This is a genomic window from Mycolicibacterium wolinskyi str. Jessa 2025 (assembly GCF_049241375.1).
Taxonomy (GTDB): Bacteria; Actinomycetota; Actinomycetes; order Mycobacteriales; family Mycobacteriaceae; genus Mycobacterium; species Mycobacterium wolinskyi.
Map to the genome: position 1 here is coordinate 5565314 of NZ_CP185960.1, position 17798 is coordinate 5583111.

The 17798-nt window shown below is 67.8% G+C and carries 17 protein-coding genes; 16 read left to right on the forward strand and 1 reads right to left on the reverse strand.

The window, feature by feature from the left end:
- The first annotated feature begins 11 nt into the window (after positions 1-11).
- Positions 12-1550 carry a hypothetical protein gene (locus ACOI2T_RS27540; RefSeq protein WP_409504579.1) on the forward strand — a complete coding sequence of 513 codons (1539 nt, stop codon included), beginning with the start codon at positions 12-14 and terminating at the stop codon, positions 1548-1550.
- Here the strand turns inward: ACOI2T_RS27540 and upp are convergent.
- Positions 1496-2119, reverse strand: coding sequence for a uracil phosphoribosyltransferase (gene upp, locus ACOI2T_RS27545; protein ID WP_067843104.1), 624 nt, complete (start codon positions 2117-2119; stop codon positions 1496-1498). The two genes, ACOI2T_RS27540 and upp, sit on opposite strands and share 55 nt — an antisense overlap.
- Positions 2120-2212: 93 nt before the next feature.
- Here upp and ACOI2T_RS27550 point away from each other — a divergent pair, with 93 nt between their 5' ends.
- From ACOI2T_RS27550 to ACOI2T_RS27620, 15 genes are all read left to right on the forward strand, one after another.
- Positions 2213-3931 carry an L-aspartate oxidase gene (locus tag ACOI2T_RS27550; protein WP_409504580.1) on the forward strand — a complete coding sequence of 573 codons (1719 nt, stop codon included), beginning with the start codon at positions 2213-2215 and terminating at the stop codon, positions 3929-3931.
- Positions 3932-4197: 266 nt separating this feature from the next.
- The gene (locus tag ACOI2T_RS27555) at positions 4198-4809 is read left to right on the forward strand and encodes a sigma-70 family RNA polymerase sigma factor (RefSeq protein WP_067843101.1); all 612 of its coding nucleotides are present in this window, start codon (positions 4198-4200) and stop codon (positions 4807-4809) included.
- A 43-nt stretch (positions 4810-4852) separates the two neighbouring features.
- Positions 4853-5575, forward strand: a complete 723-nt coding sequence (locus ACOI2T_RS27560; RefSeq protein ID WP_409504581.1) for an SDR family NAD(P)-dependent oxidoreductase — start codon at positions 4853-4855, stop codon at positions 5573-5575.
- Positions 5576-5586: 11 nt separating this feature from the next.
- On the forward strand, positions 5587-6003 hold the full coding sequence (locus tag ACOI2T_RS27565) for a cupin domain-containing protein (RefSeq protein ID WP_409504582.1): 417 nt from the start codon (positions 5587-5589) through the stop codon (positions 6001-6003).
- A gap of 4 nt (positions 6004-6007) precedes the next feature.
- Positions 6008-6334: a hypothetical protein gene (locus ACOI2T_RS27570; protein WP_409504583.1), complete on the forward strand. Its 327-nt coding sequence runs from the start codon at positions 6008-6010 to the stop codon at positions 6332-6334.
- 2 nt (positions 6335-6336) lie between these two features.
- Positions 6337-7419, forward strand: a complete 1083-nt coding sequence (locus ACOI2T_RS27575) for a C40 family peptidase (RefSeq protein WP_409504584.1) — start codon at positions 6337-6339, stop codon at positions 7417-7419.
- Complete coding sequence (locus ACOI2T_RS27580; RefSeq protein ID WP_409504585.1) at positions 7416-7589, forward strand: hypothetical protein; 174 nt, start codon at positions 7416-7418, stop codon at positions 7587-7589. Before ACOI2T_RS27575 ends, ACOI2T_RS27580 begins: the two co-directional genes overlap by 4 nt.
- A gap of 35 nt (positions 7590-7624) precedes the next feature.
- On the forward strand, positions 7625-8896 hold the full coding sequence (gene satS, locus ACOI2T_RS27585; protein WP_409504586.1) for a protein export chaperone SatS: 1272 nt from the start codon (positions 7625-7627) through the stop codon (positions 8894-8896).
- A gap of 403 nt (positions 8897-9299) precedes the next feature.
- Positions 9300-10730 (forward strand): amidase, encoded by a 1431-nt coding sequence (locus ACOI2T_RS27590; protein ID WP_409504587.1) that lies wholly within the window; start codon positions 9300-9302, stop codon positions 10728-10730.
- Positions 10727-10978, forward strand: a complete 252-nt coding sequence (locus ACOI2T_RS27595) for a hypothetical protein (protein ID WP_085146872.1) — start codon at positions 10727-10729, stop codon at positions 10976-10978. The genes ACOI2T_RS27590 and ACOI2T_RS27595 overlap by 4 nt, the downstream gene beginning before the upstream one ends.
- On the forward strand, positions 10975-12408 hold the full coding sequence (locus tag ACOI2T_RS27600; protein WP_067843081.1) for a sodium:solute symporter family protein: 1434 nt from the start codon (positions 10975-10977) through the stop codon (positions 12406-12408). Before ACOI2T_RS27595 ends, ACOI2T_RS27600 begins: the two co-directional genes overlap by 4 nt.
- Entirely contained in the window at positions 12405-13352 is a 948-nt protein-coding gene (locus tag ACOI2T_RS27605) for an Lrp/AsnC family transcriptional regulator (protein WP_409504588.1), read from the forward strand. Before ACOI2T_RS27600 ends, ACOI2T_RS27605 begins: the two co-directional genes overlap by 4 nt.
- A gap of 10 nt (positions 13353-13362) precedes the next feature.
- Positions 13363-14757 (forward strand): acyl-CoA synthetase, encoded by a 1395-nt coding sequence (locus ACOI2T_RS27610; protein WP_409504589.1) that lies wholly within the window; start codon positions 13363-13365, stop codon positions 14755-14757.
- Positions 14758-14914: 157 nt separating this feature from the next.
- Positions 14915-16357, forward strand: coding sequence for a purine-cytosine permease family protein (locus tag ACOI2T_RS27615; RefSeq protein ID WP_409504590.1), 1443 nt, complete (start codon positions 14915-14917; stop codon positions 16355-16357).
- Positions 16358-16531: 174 nt separating this feature from the next.
- Positions 16532-17788 (forward strand): flavin-containing monooxygenase, encoded by a 1257-nt coding sequence (locus tag ACOI2T_RS27620; RefSeq protein WP_409504591.1) that lies wholly within the window; start codon positions 16532-16534, stop codon positions 17786-17788.
- Positions 17789-17798: the final 10 nt, after the last annotated feature.

Here is a 17798-nt window from a genome sequence, read left to right on the forward strand (position 1 = left end):
CGAGACCGTCGATGCCCGACTGGACATACCAGCCGTTGCGCCCGGTCGCGGCTGCGGTACTCGGCGAACAACGCACCCGGCGGTGGGCGTTGCGTTTTCTGGCCACGCTGGTCGCCGCAGGCGGGCATCGCTGGATCCCGCGGGTGTTCGATCATCCAGCGGTACCCGAGGAGTGGACGGGCCGGTTCGGCGCGGTCGTCCCGCCATCTGTCGCGCGCGACGCGATCCGCGTGCTGCCGGTACAGGGCGCGAGCATCGTCGAGATCTCGCCCGTGACGGCCGCCGATGTCCGGACCGTGCGCGACGCCGCGGCCGGGCGCCGCTGTCACGTCGTCGCCCACGCGGAATCCTCCGACGTCGCCGACCTCGTCGCACCGCACGTCGACGAGGTCATCGTCGGTACGCCACCGCACCGCCGTTATCTGACCGACCCTGACATCGACACCGCCGTGGCCGCCCTGGCCGATTCGGACGCCGTCGTGCTGGCGCGACCGTCGGTATTGCTCGACAGCGGGCCGGGCTGGTTCAACCGTGTCATCGAAGCGTCGACACCGACCGAAGAGCCACCTGGTTTGCGCAGTATCGGGCCCAATCCGGTGCGCTGGCCGTCCTGGGTGTGGGGCACGCTCGCCGGGATCGGATTGATCGTCGCAGGCGTCGGCGCGGGAGCCATCGCGGCCGGTCCGGTGCTGCTCGGCTACGATCGCGACTACCTCGGTCTCGGTGTCGACGATCTGCGCCGTATCAACGCCAACCTCGTCCATTTCATCCGCCATGACCGGATCAGCATGGCGGGCAACATGATCGGCCTCGGCGCACTGTATGTCGGGTTGTCCTGGGGCGGCCTGCGACGCGGCCGGGTGTGGGCCCGCAACGTCATGCTGATCTCCGGCCTGGTCGCCTTTCTCACGCTGTTCTATTTCGTGGGAACCGGTTTCGTCGATCCCCTGCACACCGTGGTGGTGGTCGTGCTGTTCCCCATGCTGTTGGCCGCGGTGTGGAACAAGCCGTACCCGCCGCGGTGGCGGGCCCTGCCGGACGGACCCGAATCGGAGCGCCGCCGCGCGCTGTGGGCACAACTGATCATCATCGGCGTTGGCGGCGGGCTGGCCGTCGCCGGGCTGGTCATCTCACTGGTGGGGCTCAGCGACGTGTTCGTGCCCACCGATCTGCAGTACATGCACACCCATGGGGACGCGTTGCGCAGCGCCGATCCTCAGCTCGTGCCGTTCATCGCCCACGACCGTGCCGGTTTCGGTGGCGCACTGATCGGTTCCGGCCTGGCCGTGGCACTGATCGCGATGTGGGGGTTTCGCCGCGGTGAGCGCTGGGTGTGGTGGACCTTGCTGGCCGGGTTCATCGCGGGCACGGTCCCGGCGCTCGCCGTGCACTACGCGATCGGCTACACGAACTTCATCCACCTGCTGCCGGTTTACGTGCTGGTGGTCGCGACAGCCATCGCGCTCATCCTGTCGCGGCCGTACCTGACCGCGCGTCAGCGGGGCCCGAACTGGCGATCCCCCGCGTCACCGAGACCGGGAACGATGTAGGCGATCTCGTTGAGCCCCTCGTCGACGGTCGCGGTGATCAGTCGCATGTCGGGCGCGACGGCCTCTAGCGCGGCAATGCCTTCGGGCGCGCACACCACGCACACCGCGGTGATGTCGACGGCGTTGCGCTCCCGCAGCAGGCCGATCGTGTGCGCCATCGACCCGCCGGTGGCCAGCATCGGGTCGAGCACGAACACCGACCGGCTGCTCAGATCGTCGGGCAGCGAGGCCAAATACGGTGTGGGCTGGTGAGTTTCCTCGTTCCGGGCGACGCCGACGAAACCGACCTGCGCCTCGGGTATGAGCGCGTGCGCCTGATCGACCATCCCCAGGCCGGCCCGCAGCACCGGCACCAGCAGCGGTGGATTGGCCAGCCGGGAACCGGTGGTCTCCACGAGCGGGGTGCGCACCGGGATCTGCTCGCACGCGGCGTCGCGAGTGGCCTCGTACACCAGCATGAGTGTCAGATCCCGCAGCGCCGCCCGGAACGCCGCGTTGTCGGTGCGTTCGTCCCGCAGGGTGGTCAACCGCGCGGCGGCCAAGGGGTGATCGACGACGCGTACATCCATGCGCCGACCTTAATCGGTCGCCCGGCAGCGGTCGCGGATTCATCCGGATACAAAGGCGGGCCGCGCGGCGTTTGACCGACTGTGAACGATTCCGTGCAGCAGATAGCCACCTCCGTGCTCGTCATCGGTACCGGCGGGTCCGGGCTGCGAGCGTCGATCGAACTGGCCGAGCGAGGAATCGATGTGCTGGCCGTCGGCAAGCGGCCCAAGGCCGATGCGCACACCACACTGGCGGCAGGCGGCATCAACGCGGCGCTGGCCACGGTCGACCCCGAGGACAGCTGGCAGCAGCACGCCGCGGACACCATCACCGAGAGCTATCTGCTCGCCGACCCCGTGACGGTGCAGATCGTGACCGAATATGCCGCGGAGTCGATCGCGGATCTCGAGCGCTGGGGCATGGCTTTCGCGCGCGAACAGGACGGCCGGATCTCGCAGCGCTTCTTCGGCGCGCACACGTTCCGCCGCACCGCATTCGCCGGTGACTACACGGGTCTCGAACTGCAGCGCACCCTCGTGGACCGGGCCCAACAGCTCGCCGTGCCGATCCTCGACTCGGTCTACATCACGCGACTCCTCGTCCGCGACAACGTCGTCTTCGGCGCGTACGGCTTCGACTTGTGCGACGGCACGCGGTACACCATCCATGCCGACGCCGTGATTCTCGCCGCAGGCGGCCACACTCGCATCTGGCGCCACACGTCGTCGCGACGTGACGAGAACACCGGCGATTCCTTCCGGTTGGCGTTGGAGGCCGGCGGACGCATCCGCGACCCCGAACTCGTCCAGTTCCACCCGTCGGGCCTGCTGGAGCCCGAAGACGCTGCCGGAACGCTGGTTTCGGAAGCCGCCCGCGGCGAGGGCGGCATCCTGCGCAACAACCTCGGCGAACGATTCATGGAGCGCTACGACCCCGAACGCATGGAACTGTCGACCCGCGACCGGGTTGCCCTGGCTGCCTACACCGAGATCCGCGAGGGCCGCGGCACCCCGCGCGGCGGCGTCTGGCTCGATGTCTCCCATCTGCCGCGGACCCAGATCATGCATCGCCTGCCCCGCGTCTACCAGACGCTCATGGAACTGCAGTTGCTCGACATCACCACCACCCCGATGGAGATCGCGCCGACCGCCCACTACTCGATGGGCGGAGTGTGGGTGCGCGCCGAGGACCACAGCACCGACGTGGAGGGGCTGTACGCGATCGGTGAGGCGGCGAGCGGTCTGCACGGCGCCAACCGGCTCGGTGGCAACTCGCTCATCGAACTTCTCGTCTACGGCCGGATCGTCGGCCGGGCAGCAGCCGCGTACTCGACGCGACTTGCGGCGCAACAGCGCAGTCCCACAGCCGTATCCAGGGCTCGCGACGAGATCGACGCCACCTTGTCCGGCCGCGGGTCGCAGACCGTGCGCTATCTCCAGCGTTCCGTGCGCAACATCATGACCGAGCACGCCGGCGTGGTCCGCGACGACGCCGGCTTGCGGGCGGGTCTGCGCAAACTCGAAGATGTCGAGAGCCAGTTGACCGACTTGGCCGTCCATCCCGACATCGCCGGGTTCCACGATCTGGCACATGCATTCGATCTGAGATCCGGAATTCTCGCCGCGCGTGCGACGCTCGAGGCGGCGCTGGAACGCCGCGAGACCCGGGGCTGCCACAACCGCTCGGATTACCCGGACATCGACGAATCCCTACAGGTCAACCTGGTCTGGTCGGGTCCGGGTAAGCTCGCCCGCGAACCGATTCCCGATATCCCACACGGTATTTCGGCACTCATGCGCGAGGTGTCGTCACACGGGAAGCTGGTCGAGTAGCGCACACCCCTCGGTCCGCCCGTTCGCGGCGCCCCACTGCATCGTCGTGTTCGCCCACAACCGGCCGGCCACGCCATGGCGCCGTGCCTCACCGGCGGTCCGCACGCCCGCGAGGCGGGAGTGACACATGAGGCGTCGGCCGTGCCCTGGGCTGCCCACCCGTGGTCACCCCCCGGACCACGGAGACCACGGACTTTCAAGGGTCCGCTACGGGGCCACAGGGACGAATCTGAAATGGCCACACCACGACAGGAGCGGGGATTTCGATGACATCGGTACAAATCGTCTCGGCGGTGGACGTCGAGTCCGACGCAGAACTCGCGGCGCGCTTCGAACGCGAAGCCATGCCGTTTCGGCCGGTCTTGCTGCGTACGGCGCGGCGACTGACCCACAGCGACGTCGACGCGGAGGACCTCGTGCAGGACGCGCTCATGAACGCCTATGTGGGCTTCCGGAAATTCCGGCAGGGCACCAACCTGCGGGCGTGGCTGTTCCGGATTCTGCACAACCGGTGGATCAGCACCTACCGGATGAAGCAGCGCCGCCCGGACACCTTCTGCGTCGACGAGATCACCGACAGCGACATCGCCAGCAGCGCGATCCACTCCGACACCGGCGGTCGATCAGCTGAGGACGAAGCGCTGGACGTACTGGGTGATCACCAGATCCGAGTGGCGTTGCAGGCACTGCCCGAAGGTTTCCAGCGGGTGCTGTACTACGCCGACATCGAGGGTTACACGTACGCCGAGACGGCCGTGCTCATGGGAATCCCGCTGGGCACCGTGATGTCCCGGATTTCGCGCGGACGCGAACGGCTGCGCGCGGCACTGTCCGACCACGAGCTGGCACAGCCGGCCGTAGCCGCATGCGCTGCCTGATCGAGCTCTTTCGTGGGATCACACAGGAAAATGAGAGGAATCAATGGAACTCAGCGGATATCGCGCCCTGGTCACCGGAGGTACCGCCGGCATCGGCCTGGCTTGTGCTGAATTGCTGGCGAGCGAGGGCGCGACGGTGACCATCACCGGCCGAGACGCGCAGCGAGGCGAGTCGGCCGCCGCCAAGCTCGGCGACAACGTCAACTTCGTGCAGGCGGACCTGTCCGACATCGAGTCGGTGAAATCGCTTGCCCGAGAATGCAATGGCGTCGACATCGTGGTCAACAACGCCGCCAGCTTCCCCGGCGCGCTCACAGTCGATCAGGACGTCGAGTCGTTCGAGCGGACGTTCGACACCAACGTGCGCGGCACCTACTTCCTGGTCGCCGCGCTCGTGCCGGCGATGCTCAAGCGCGGGAACGGCAGCATCGTCAACGTCACGTCGATGGTCGCGTCGAAAGGCGTTCCCGGTGCGTCGACCTACAGCGCTTCCAAGGCCGCGGTCGAATCCCTCACTCGCACCTGGGCGGCCGAGTTCGGCTCGCAGGGCGTGCGGGTCAACAGCGTCGCGCCCGGGCCCACCAAAACCGAAGGCGTCGAGGCGGAGTGGGGCGATACGAACGAGGAACTGGGTCGCGCGCTGCCGCTCGGCCGCACCGCCCGGCCCGAGGAGATCGCGCACGCGGTGTTGTTCTTCTGCTCGCCACGCTCCAGCTTCATCACCGGCTCGACCCTGCACGCCGACGGCGGCGGGGCGGCAATCTGAAAGGAAACACCATGTCAGACACCAAGAAGTACTGGTGGAGCGACGCCTGGCAATCGGCCGTCACCGTCGTGCAGGAAGCCCAGCCGCCACAAGTCCCGGATGGCGCGCACGCGATGACGATCGTCGTCGAGTTCCCGCCGGGAGATCCCGGCACCCCACCGCACCGTCATGCGGGGCCGGCGTTCGGGTACGTGCTGGAGGGCGAGATGCTCTTCGAGCTCGAAGGCCAGCCGCCGCGCGTGGTGAAGGCCGGCGAAGCGTTCTGGGAACCCGGCGGCGACGCCATCCACTACCAGGACGGCAACAACCGCAGTGACATCCCGGTCCGCTTCACCGTCACGATGCTGTGCGCGCCCGGCAAGCCGATGCTCGTCTTCGTCGACGACGACGAACTGGAGCAACGCAAGCACCTGCGGGTAGCCGCCTGACGCGATGGAACCGAACGGTGCCGGCGAGCGTCATAACGTCATGCTCGCCGACACCGCCACCATCCGCACCCTTGGCCGCGCATACGTCACCCACGCGGCCGACCTCGCAGCTGTCGCCGCGACCCTGCGGGCGATACCGTCGCCACCGGACGCGCTCGGCGCGGTCGGTGACCGGTTCCTGACGGCGTTCACCGCCGCGCTGTCGGACCAGTCCAATGCCGTTGCGGCACTGGGTGAACGTGTCCAGGCCGCGAGCCGCACGGCCGCACACAACGCGGCGTCCTTCGATGCGGCGGGCGATCGGGCCGTCGGGCTGCTGCCGCAGGTCTGACCGTGACGAGCGCACTGGTCAGCGCACTCGCCGCACCGCTGCACGAGGTTCGCGCGCTCGTGGGCCCCGGCTGGCCGGCCGGCGCCACGCCGGTCACGACCCTCGATGCCGCATGCACCGCACTGGCCGACATCGGTGCCGCGGCCGGCCGGTCCTGGACCCAAGCCGGGACCGGCTGGTCGGGCGCGGCGGCCGACGCGGCCGCCGACATCGCCACCACGACAACCGACACGATCGCGGCCTTGGCCGAGCGGGCCGAGGCGCTCAGTGTGAGCGCGCAGCAGGCCGGCGGGGCCGTGTCGTCCGCCAGTGACCGGCTGCAGGCCATCGTCGACCGTTTCGAGGACCGCGCCGCGGAGTTGGAACCGCACCTCGAGGAACCCGGTGTCCCCGAGGAACTGCTGGCCGAAGCCCAGCGCTCACTACGGGAGGCCATCGCCGTCATCGACGAACTCCGGGCCGAGATGGACCGGCAGGCCGTCGCAGTCATGCCGGCCGGCGCTCCGGCTCCGACCGTCCCTGCCGGGTTCTCCGGAGGCTCATCGGGCACCTCGCTCGGTACGTCGCCGGGCATGTCGCCGGGCATGTTGTCGAGCGGCTGGTCCGGTGGCAGCGCCGGAAGTCCCGCCTCGTCCCTGCCTGCGCCGGGCGAGGTCGCCAGCGCGTTACGCGACCCAGGCCTGTTCGGCGACGGCGTCGCCGTCCGGCTACCCGACGGCAGCAGCGCGCTGGCCCCGAATTCGGTGGCCGCGTCCGCCGTCCGGCACGCCCTCACGCAGCTGGGCGTGCCGTACCACTGGGGCGGCACCACCCCGGGCGTCGGGCTGGACTGCAGCGGGCTGACCCAATGGGCGTATCGCGAAGCGGGTCTGAACATCCCGCGGCTGGCCCAGGAACAAGACATCGGCGCGGCCGTGTCGGCGGATGCGCTGCGGCCCGGCGACCTGGCGGTGTGGGACGGACACGTCGCCATGGTCGTGAGCGCCAACACGATGATCGAGGCAGGCGATCCGGTTCAGCTCTCCCCGATCCGGACCACGAACGCGGGTCAGGGGTTCCAGGGTTTCTGGCGGCCGACCGCATGAGCGGCCCGTTCGAGGACGCGATGGCGCGGGCGCGTGGCCGGCTGATGGCACTCGAACGTGCGGCCGACGGCCTGGCCGGTCTACGCGACGCGGACGACGCAGCAACGCGTCGGCGGCAGCTCCTGGATGGTCTCGTCGCCGACCTCGGCCACGAACGGGAGGCAACCTGAATGCACGCCGGGGGCACGCCGTTAGGCTGTGCCGCATGGCTGCTGACATCGTGCCGGTCCGGCTCGGGCTGACCAAGGGCGACCTTTACACACTGTGGGCTCCGCGCTGGCGCGATGCCGGCGACGAGTGGGAGGCCTTCCTCGGCAAGGACGACGACCTCTACGCCTTCGAATCGGTCGCTGACCTCGCCGCGTTCGTCCGCACCAACAGCGACAACGACCTGACGGATCACCCGGCGTGGGAGAAATTGACCGCGGCGTCGGCACATAAGTTCGACCCGTCCGAGGACCGCATACACGATCTCGTCGGCGTTCCCGAGGTCGTCGCCGACAAGCCCACCGAGGAGTCGGTGGAAGCCCTGCACCAGACCCTGGCGATCGTGTCGTCGATCGGCTCGGTGTGTGAGCTGGCGACCATCAGCAAGTTCTTCAACGGCAACCCGGTGCTCGGCACGCTGGGCGGCGGGATCGAATCGTTCACCGGCCGCAGCGGGCGTAAGCGCTGGGCCGAGATCGAAGCAGTGATCGGCCGTGGCTGGGACGGCGTTCTCGACGCCATCGACGAGATCGTCACCGTGCCCGAGGGCATCGACGCCGACGCGGTCAAGAAGGCCGAAGCCGAGCTCGAGGAGCCTGCCCCCGAGGAAGACGAGGACGACATCAGCGTCGAGGCGGTCGCCGACGACAGCGACGCCGACGACACGGACGAGGCCGAGGAGACCGAGCGGAGCGCCGACGACCGGGCCGTGCTCGGTGGCGATGAGGATTTCTGGCTCAAGGTCGGCATCGACCCGGTGCGGATCATGACCGGTTCGGGCACGGTGTACACGCTGCGCTGCTATCTCGATGACGAACCGGTGTTCCTCGGGCGCAACGGCCGCATCAGCGTGTTCAGCTCGGAGCGTGCGCTCGCCCGCTATCTGGCCGACGAGCACGACCACGACCTGTCGGATCTCGCCACCTACGACGACATCCGTACCGCGGCGACCGACGGGTCACTGCGCGTCGACGTCTCTGACGAGAACGTCTATGTGCTGAGCGGTCTCGCCGACGACATCGCCGACGGTCCCGACGCGATCGATCGCGATCAGCTGGAGCTGGCCGTCGAACTGCTGCGCGATGTCAGCGACTACTCCGAGGACAAGACCGTCGACGAGACGCTGAGCACCGACGAACCGCTCGGTGCGTTCGTGGCCTACGTGCTCGACCCGGACAAGGCCGACAAACCGGCCGGTCCCTACGCCGATGCGGTCGAGCAGTGGGAGTCCCTGGAGCGCTTCGTGGAGTCGCGACTGCGGGCGGAGTAGCCCCGCGCACGCCGCCGGTGTCGGTTCCGGCGGTCGTACGAATTCATCTACCCCGCAAGGGGTTTCACTGACGCCCGCGTGCGGTCCCATGGTGAACCACTCCCGGGGTCCCGTCACGCCGTTTGATCGCCTTTGCCGATGAGCGCGAGCCGCCCATCGGCGGCGCTTCCGTGCGCACATCCCCCGGTCGGCCCGCCATGCCGCAGAAGTTCCATATCGCAGCTCGATATGGCACAAACAATCATTTCCATTCGCCTATTGTCCAAATCAATCTCTCTTGCTAGCTTTGTGGCTCATATCGACATTGTGACGGGGATCTCTCGCCGAGCGCCCCGCGTGTGATGCCCTGCGCGGTCATCGACCGATGCCCGCCGCGCGGGGTGCGGAGAGAAACCGGATACCCGTGGACGACTCATTGACTTTTGGCACCGCAACCGACCTGGCCGCGGCGCTGCGGCGCCGCGATGTGTCGGCACGTGAAGTACTCGCGGCTCACCTCGGACAGATCGACCGGCGCAACGCCGCGGTGAACGCGGTCGTGAGCCTTGACGTCGACGGCGCCGAACGCGCAGCCGCCGAAGCCGATCGCCGATGCGCGGCGGGCGAGCCGTTGGGCCGGTTACACGGATTGCCGATCGCGTTCAAAGACACCCACGCGACGGCGGGCATGCGCACGACCTTCGGTTCCCCGTTGCACAGCAACTGGATTCCGCAAACCGACGACGAGATCGTCCGACGCATCCAGGATGCCGGGGCAGTTCGGTTGGGCAAGACCAACGTTCCGGAGTTCGCGGCCGGATCACATTCGTTCAACCCGATTTTCGGGACCACCCGAAACCCGTACGCCATAGACCGGTCGGCAGGCGGCAGCAGCGGGGGCGCCGCCGCGGCCTTGGCCAGCGGGATGCAGCCGATCGCCGACGGCAGTGACATGGGCGGTTCGTTGCGCAATCCCGCATCGTTCTGCAACGTGGTGGGCCTGCGCCCCACACCGGGCCGCGTGCCCGACCCGGGCGCGGCATGGGCATACCCCAACCTCGCGACGGCAGGCCCGATGGCTCGCACGGTCGCCGATGTCGCACTGCTGTTGTCCGTGATCGCCGGGCCTCACCGGGATGACCCGACATCGTTGAGCGACGACCCGGCCACGTTCGCCACGCTGAACCCGGCCGAGTTGAAAGGACTTCGGGTCGCGTGGGCACCCACCCTGGGTGACCGCATCCCGGTCGACGCAGAAGTGCTGGCGCCCTTGGAATCCGCGGCCGCGGTGTTCGCGGACCTCGGTGCGCACGTCGAGCCGGCATGTCCCGACCTCGACGGCGCCGACGCCAGCTTCCGCACACTGCGCGCGGTCGAGTTCGACGCGATGTGGGGCGACCAACTCGACGCCACCCCAGAAGCATTCAAGGCCGATCTGGCATGGAACATCCGCGAAGGCAGGGCCAGGACTGCCCGCGACATCGGCCGGGCGCTCGCCGAGCTGACCCGGCTGCAACGCGCGGCCTGCGCGTTCTTCGACACCTACGACGTGTTGCTGGCACCGGTCAGCCAGGTCGCGCCGTTCGACGCCGACCAGTTGTGGCCGACCGAGGTCGCCGGGGTGCCCCAGCACACGTACCTCGACTGGATGGCGTCCTGCTATCTGATCACCACCCTTGGCGTCCCGGCGATTTCGGTGCCCGCGGGGTTCACCTCCGACGGCTTGCCGGTCGGGCTGCAGATCGCCACCCGCGCTCGCACCGAGCAGATGCTGCTCGCGGTGGCCGCGGCCTTTGAAGAAGCCACCGGCCATGGCCGGCGGCGACCCGTACCCACCCTGGAGTGTCGCTCATGACCCACCCCGTTCTGACAAGCCCGCGACGACTCGCCATCGCCGCGGTGCCGATCCTCGGATTTCTGATCACGCCGTTCCTGCCGTTCGTCAACGGACCGCACCTCTGGTTCGGCGTCCCGTCGGTACTCGTCTGGACCGCGATCTGTGTGGTCGGCACGGTGGTCGCCCTGCGGATCGTCGAGGCCACCTATCGACGTGACGGCGGCGCCGCACTCGACGCCGAAGCCGCGGGCGGGGACGAACGGTGAACGCGCTCACCGTCTTCATCGTCATCGGCCTGGTGGCCATCGGCGTGCTGGGGGTCGCAGGCCGGCGCGCCACGAAACTCGACGAATGGACCGTCAGCGGCCGCAGCTTCCGCCGGTGGCGGTCATGGTTCCTGCAGGCCGGTGAGTCGCTCACCACCTTCAGCTTCCTCGGCCTGTCCGGTATCGCGTTCGGTGGCGGTGTCAGCGCCACGTTTGCCCTTGCCTACCTGTCCATTTCGGCGATCGGCCTCTACTTCGTCGCACCGCGACTGTGGCAGCTCGGCAAAGGCCGCGGCTACCTCACGATGGCCGACTTCTTCATCGACCGCTTCAACAGTCCCGTGCTGGGCAAGGTGGTCGCGGTGGTCGGCGCGATATTCCTGCTGCCCTATCTCGAACTGCAGATCACCGGTCTGGGCCTCATCGTCGAACTGGCGACGGGCAGCGAGTCGAGCCGCGGACTGTCCATGGTCATCGCCAGCGCGCTGGTCATCGTGTTCGTGGTGTGGGCCGGCATCCGCGGGGTGTCGCGGGTCGCGGTGCTCAAGGACGCGTTGATGGTCGTCGCGCTGCTCATCGTGGTCGGCGGCGTTGCGTTCGGGATCACCGGCATACCCGACGTCTTCGCCCAGGTGCACCGCGACCAGCCTGTGCTGCTGACACTGTCGGCACCCGGATACGACACGACGTTCTTCCTCACGGCGGTCGTCGTCACCTCGATCGGGGCCGGGCTCAACGTTTTTCCGCATCTGTGGCCCCCGGTGTTCGCGGCCCGCAGCGGCGAGATCCTGCGCAGCAACTACACGTGGCTGGCGCTGTATCAGCTGCTGTTGTTCGCTCCGATCATCGTCGGCCTCGGCGCCATCCTGATCCTGCCTGCCGATACCACGGGCAACCACGTGCTGTTGGATACCGCGACACACACGCTGCCGGACTGGCTGGTCGCCGTCGTCGCGATCAGCGGCGCCTCGGCCGCCATGGTGCCTGCGGCCGCGATCGCGATGGGAATCTCAACCTTGGTGTCGCGCAACCTCATCAAGGTCGGAAACGAGAAGACCCGGATGCGCATGAACACCGTCGTCGTCGCGGCTGCCATCACGCTCGCGCTCGTCTTCGGGCTCGGTGGGGCGAGCATCGCCAGCCTGCTGCTGCTCACCTACGGCGGCCTGACCCAGCTCGCCCCCGCGATCCTGGTCGCGTTGCGCGGACGCGTCACCGTGGGTGCCGTTCCTGTGCTGGCCGGCATCGTCGTCGGTGTTCTGGTGGTCAGCTGGATCACGTTCTTCGAAATCCCGATCGGCAGCTGGGATTCCGGGTTCATCGCACTGGGACCCAACCTCGTCGTCCTGATCGTCGCCGAGGCGATCCGCCGCCGACTCCCCAAACCGGCTGGCACCACGGTCAAATCTGAAGTACCTGTGGTGGGGTGACCCGACCGTTGGAAATGCTCGACCCCCTCGCCCTTCGGATTACCGAAGCTCTGCAAGTCAACGGCAGGGCGTCGTGGCGGCGGATCGCGGAGGTGCTCGACGAGCCCGTCCGCACCGTCGCCCGGCGGGGGGCCGCGCTGCTCGAGGACCGCACGGTACAAGTGGTCGGGCTCACCGCGCTGGCCCCGACTCATCTGCTGCGGGTGCAGTGCCGACCTGACGCCGTGCAGTCGGTGGCCCGCGCCCTGGCGGCCCGACCGGACACCGTGTTCGTGTACGCGCTGGCCGAATCCGCGGAGGTCATCGCCGAGGTGACATCCGAGTTCGATGCCCTCCCAAGCCTTCTCGTCATGGACCTCGACGGCGTCATCACCCATCGGCTGACCCCGGTGCTCCAGTACTTCCGGACGGTCGCGGAGTGGCGCGCCGGTGTGCTGACTCCAGACGAAGTGGCCGCGCTCGAATTGCCCGACGTGCCACCCGAACAGACCCGCACCGGGCTGCAGGTCGACGACGTGGACCGGGCCATCATCGATGCCCTGGTCGCCGACGGGCGCACGCCGTTCGAGACGATCGCATCCCTCGCCGGCTTCTCGCAGGCGACCGCCCGCCGGCGCATCGACCAACTGATCCAGCGCGGCTTCGTTCGCATTCGCGCCGTCGTCGGCCCGGCACTTCTCGGCCTGCCCGTGGAGGCCCTGCTGTGGATCCGGTGCGCCCCCCAGCACGCGGAACACATCGGAACCACGCTCGCCCGTTCACCTCTCGTGCGGTATGCCGCCATGGTGATGGGCGAATACCCCGTCGTCGTCGACGTGACGGCTCACGACACCGCCGAGCTGCGCGATTTCCTGACCACCGGCCCGTGGGAAGGTCGCGTCGAATCGGTGCATTCGACCCTGCTGCTGCAGACCTTCAAGCGCGGCGGAGTAGTAACCGGATGAAAGGCCTTCCATGCTGCTGACGTCACTTGAGTCCGCCGCGGACACGGCCGCGGCGATCACCATCGGTGAGCAGAGCATGTCGCGGGACGAACTGGTGTCGGCGGCAGCTGCACTCGCCGCCGCGCTGCCGAGTGAGCGCCCGGTGGCCGTACACGCGCAGCCCACGCTGGACACCGTCATCGCCGTCACCGCATGCCTTCTGGCCGGAGTCCCGGTGGTGCCCGTCCCGCCCGACTCCGGCAGCGCCGAGCTGCGCCACGTCCTCACCGATGCCGATGTCGCGTGCTGGGCCGGGCCGGCACATCCCGACTCCGGCCTGCCGGTCGTCCCGACGCGGGGGCACCCCGCCGGCGGGGCAATTCGTCCGCCGGCCGACGACGCCATCGCGATGATCCTCTACACGTCCGGAACCACTGGCGCGCCAAAGGGAGTCAACCTCAGTCACCGTGCCCTTGCGGCAGGTATCGACGCTGTCGCCGAGGCATGGCAGTGGACCGCCGACGACACCGTCGTGCACGGCCTCCCACTGTTTCACCTGCACGGGCTGGTGCTCGGCATCATCGGCTCCCTGCGGGTCGGCTCGCGCGTCGTGCACACCGTCAAACCGCGCCCGGAGCGCTACGCCGCCGCGGCGGGCACCATGTACTTCGGCGTGCCCACGGTCTGGTCACGTATCGCATCCGACGCGGATTCGGCGCGGGCGCTGCGCCGGGCGCGCCTGCTGGTGTCGGGTAGTGCGCCGTTGCCGACACCCGTCTTTCAGCGCATCACCGAACTCACCGGCAGCTCACCCATCGAGCGCTACGGCATGAGCGAAACCATGATCACGCTGTCCACCCGCTCGGACGGCGAACGACGGCCCGGCTCGGTCGGCCAACCGGTGGCCGGCGTCGAAGCCCGGCTGTGCACCGAGGACGGGCAGGCCGTACCCCACGACGGCGAGAGCATCGGACGGTTGCAGGTGCGCGGCACGATGCTGTTCACCGACTATCTGAACCGGCCGGAGGCGACCGCCGCCGCATGGATGCCCGACGGTTGGTTCGTCACCGGTGACGTCGCGACCCGCGACGTGAACGGATTCCATCGGATCGTCGGCCGCGAATCGGTCGACCTGATCAAGTCGGGCGGTTACCGCATCGGTGCCGGCGAGGTGGAGACCGCGCTGCTGACCCATCCGGCAGTGCGCGAGGTGGCTGTCGTCGGGCAACCCGATGTCGATCTCGGCCAGCGCGTGGTGGCCTATGTCGTCACCGACTCGGCGAACCGGGCCGCGCTTGCCGACCGGCTGATCGAATTCGTTGCCGGCAGCCTGTCGAACCACAAACGGCCCCGCGAGATCGTCTTTCTCAATGAGCTGCCGCGCAACGCGATGGGCAAGGTACAGAAGAAGCTGCTGAGCAGCTGAGCCCGCGACACCGCCCATCGCGGCGCGCCAGCATCTGATTTTCAGAAAAACTACATCGATTACTTGTGTTTTACAGATCGATGGACCCTGGTTCATTGTGGTCCTCATCACCACCGCGGGCTGACGGATTCACCCGGCCCACATCACGGAGGAACACATGGCGGACATTCCTGGCCAGACTGCCCCGATGCTGGAGCAGCACACGATCGGCTTCGTCCCGGCGTCCGACCGGCACGGCAAAGTGCGCGACCTGTTCACACTCTGGTTCGGCACCAACATCGCACCCCTGCCCATCGTCACCGGCGCGCTCGGGCCCAGCCTGTTCGGCCTCGATTTGTGGTGGAGCCTGATCGCGTTCGCCGTCGGCCATGTCATCGGCGGTGCGCTGATGGCGTTGCATTCGGCACAGGGCCCGCAGATGGGCATCCCCCAGATGATTCAGAGCCGCGGCCAGTTCGGCACGCTGGGCGCCCTGATCATCGTCGTGATCGCGGCGGTCATGTACCTCGGCTTCTTCGCCTCGAACATCGTCCTGGCCGGCCAGTCCATCCACGGCATCGCCGGAGCCGTACCGGTGAACGTCGGCATCATCCTCGGGGCGGTCGGCTCGGCGGTGATCTGCATCATCGGCTACCGGTTGATCCACTTCCTCAACAGAATCGGAACCTGGGTGCTCGGATTGGCCATCGCAGCAGGGTTTTTCGCGATCCTGACCTCCGACCTGCCGGCCGACTTCCTGAGCCGTGGCGGGTTCAACTTCGCGGGCTGGCTGGCCACCGTGTCCCTGGGCGCACTCTGGCAGATCGCCTTCGCGCCGTACGTGTCGGACTACTCGCGCTACCTGCCGAAGGATGTCGGTGTCGCATCGACGTTCTGGACCACCTATCTCGGCTGCGTGCTCGGATCGTTCCTGGCCTTCGCCTTCGGCGCCGTCGTCGCGTTGGCCGCCCCGGTCGGCATGGACACCATGGACGGCGTCAAGGCAACCACCGGCGCGCTCGGCACCACGATGCTCGTACTCTTCGTGCTCAGTGTGATCAGCCACAACGCGCTGAATCTCTATGGCGCAGTGCTGTCGATCATCACCAGTGTGCAAACCTTCCGGGCGCGGTGGATTCCCACGGCACGAGCCAGGGTGATCCTGTCCGTGGTGATCCTGGTCGGCGCGTCGATCGTCGCCATCGCGCTGTCCGCCGACTTCGTCTCGCACTTCGTCAATCTGGTTGTGGCACTGCTCGTGGTACTCGTGCCGTGGACTGCCATCAACCTCATCGACTTCTACATCGTGCACAAAGGCGTCTACGACCTCGAGTCGATATTCCGGTTCGACGGCGGCATCTACGGCCGGTACAACAAGGCCGCGATCATCGCCTACGTGGTCGGCATCGCGGTTCAGATCCCGTTCATGGCAACGTCTTTGTACACCGGACCGGTGGCCGACCACCTGGGCGGAGCCGATCTGTCCTGGCTGGCCGGCCTGATCGTCACCGGCCCGATCTATCTGCTGCTGGTGCGCCGGGGCACCGATCCCACCGTGGCCGGCCTGGACACCGACGGCCACAGCAAAACCGGTTGTCTCACCGCACAACCCGAAGAATGACCGGCATCGACGCCGCTTGACCTCGCACTCGAAGGTGAAGCCGCCGCTCGGCTCGTTCATGTCGTCATAGATCGATTCTGGCGATGAACTACATCGGATATATGAGCTGTACAGATGCAGCGGCAAATTGAATCATGGAATGACGAACGACACTTGCTGACAGTGGAGGATGAGATGTCGAGCCAAGAGACCGAAGTGCTCGTGGTTGGCGCGGGACAGGCCGGTATCGCGATGAGCGAGCATCTCGGGCTGCACGGTGTGCCCCACCTCGTCGTCGAGCGGGATCGGATCGCCGAGCGCTGGCGCTCCTGGCGGTGGGATTCCTTGGTGGCCAACGGGCCCGCATGGCATGACCGGTTCCCGGGCCAGGAGTTCAACATCGATCCCGACGCCTTCGCCGGCAAGGAGCAGGTCGCCGACTACCTCGTCTCGTACGCCGAGAAGATCGACGCGCCGATCCGCACCGGCGTCGAGGTCAGATCGGTACGGAAGAACAACGGCCGCGCGGGATTCCACGTAGAAACGTCCGACGGTCCCATCGAGGCACGCTACGTCGTGGCCGCGACCGGCGCATTCCAGAAGCCGGTCATCCCGCCGGTCGTCCCCGACAGCGCGGGCATCCACCAGATCCACTCGAGTGCTTACCACAACCCACAGCAGCTGCCGGACGGCTCCGTCCTGGTGGTCGGGGCCGGGTCGTCGGGCGTGCAGATCGCCGACGAATTGCAGCAGTCGGGCCGCCAGGTCTACCTCGCGGTCGGACCGCACGACCGCCCGCCCCGCAGCTACCGCGGGCGCGACTTCTGCTGGTGGCTCGGTGTTCTGGGCAAGTGGGACATGGCGACTCCACCGCGCGGCGCCGAGCACGTCACCATCGCCGTGAGCGGCGCGCACGGCGGGCACACGGTCGACTTCCGCTCCCTGGCCGCCAGCGGCATCACGTTGCTCGGCATGGCAGGTCCGTTCGCCGACGGCGTCATGCGTATTGCGCCAGACCTGCGCAAGAACATCGAAAGCGGCGACGCGAACTACCTTTCCATGCTCGACGAGGCCGATGCCTACGTCGCCCGCAACGGCCTCGACCTGCCCGAGGAGCCACAGGCCCGCATACTCGGCCCGGACCCGGACTGCGTGACCCACCCGATCCTCGAACTCGACGTCGCCGCGGCGGGTATCACATCGATCATCTGGGCTGTCGGCTTCGCATTCGACTACGGCTGGCTGCAGGTCGACGCGTTCGACGAGTGCGGCAGACCCAAACACCAACGCGGGGTCTCCTCGGAACCGGGCGTGTATTTCCTCGGCCTGCCCTGGCAGTCGCGACGCGGTTCGAGCTTCATCTGGGGCGTGTGGCACGACGCCAAGTACCTCGCCGACCAGATCGCGATCCAGCGAAGCTATCTCGCCTACAAAGCCACCGACCAGAAGTAGGAGCGCAGGC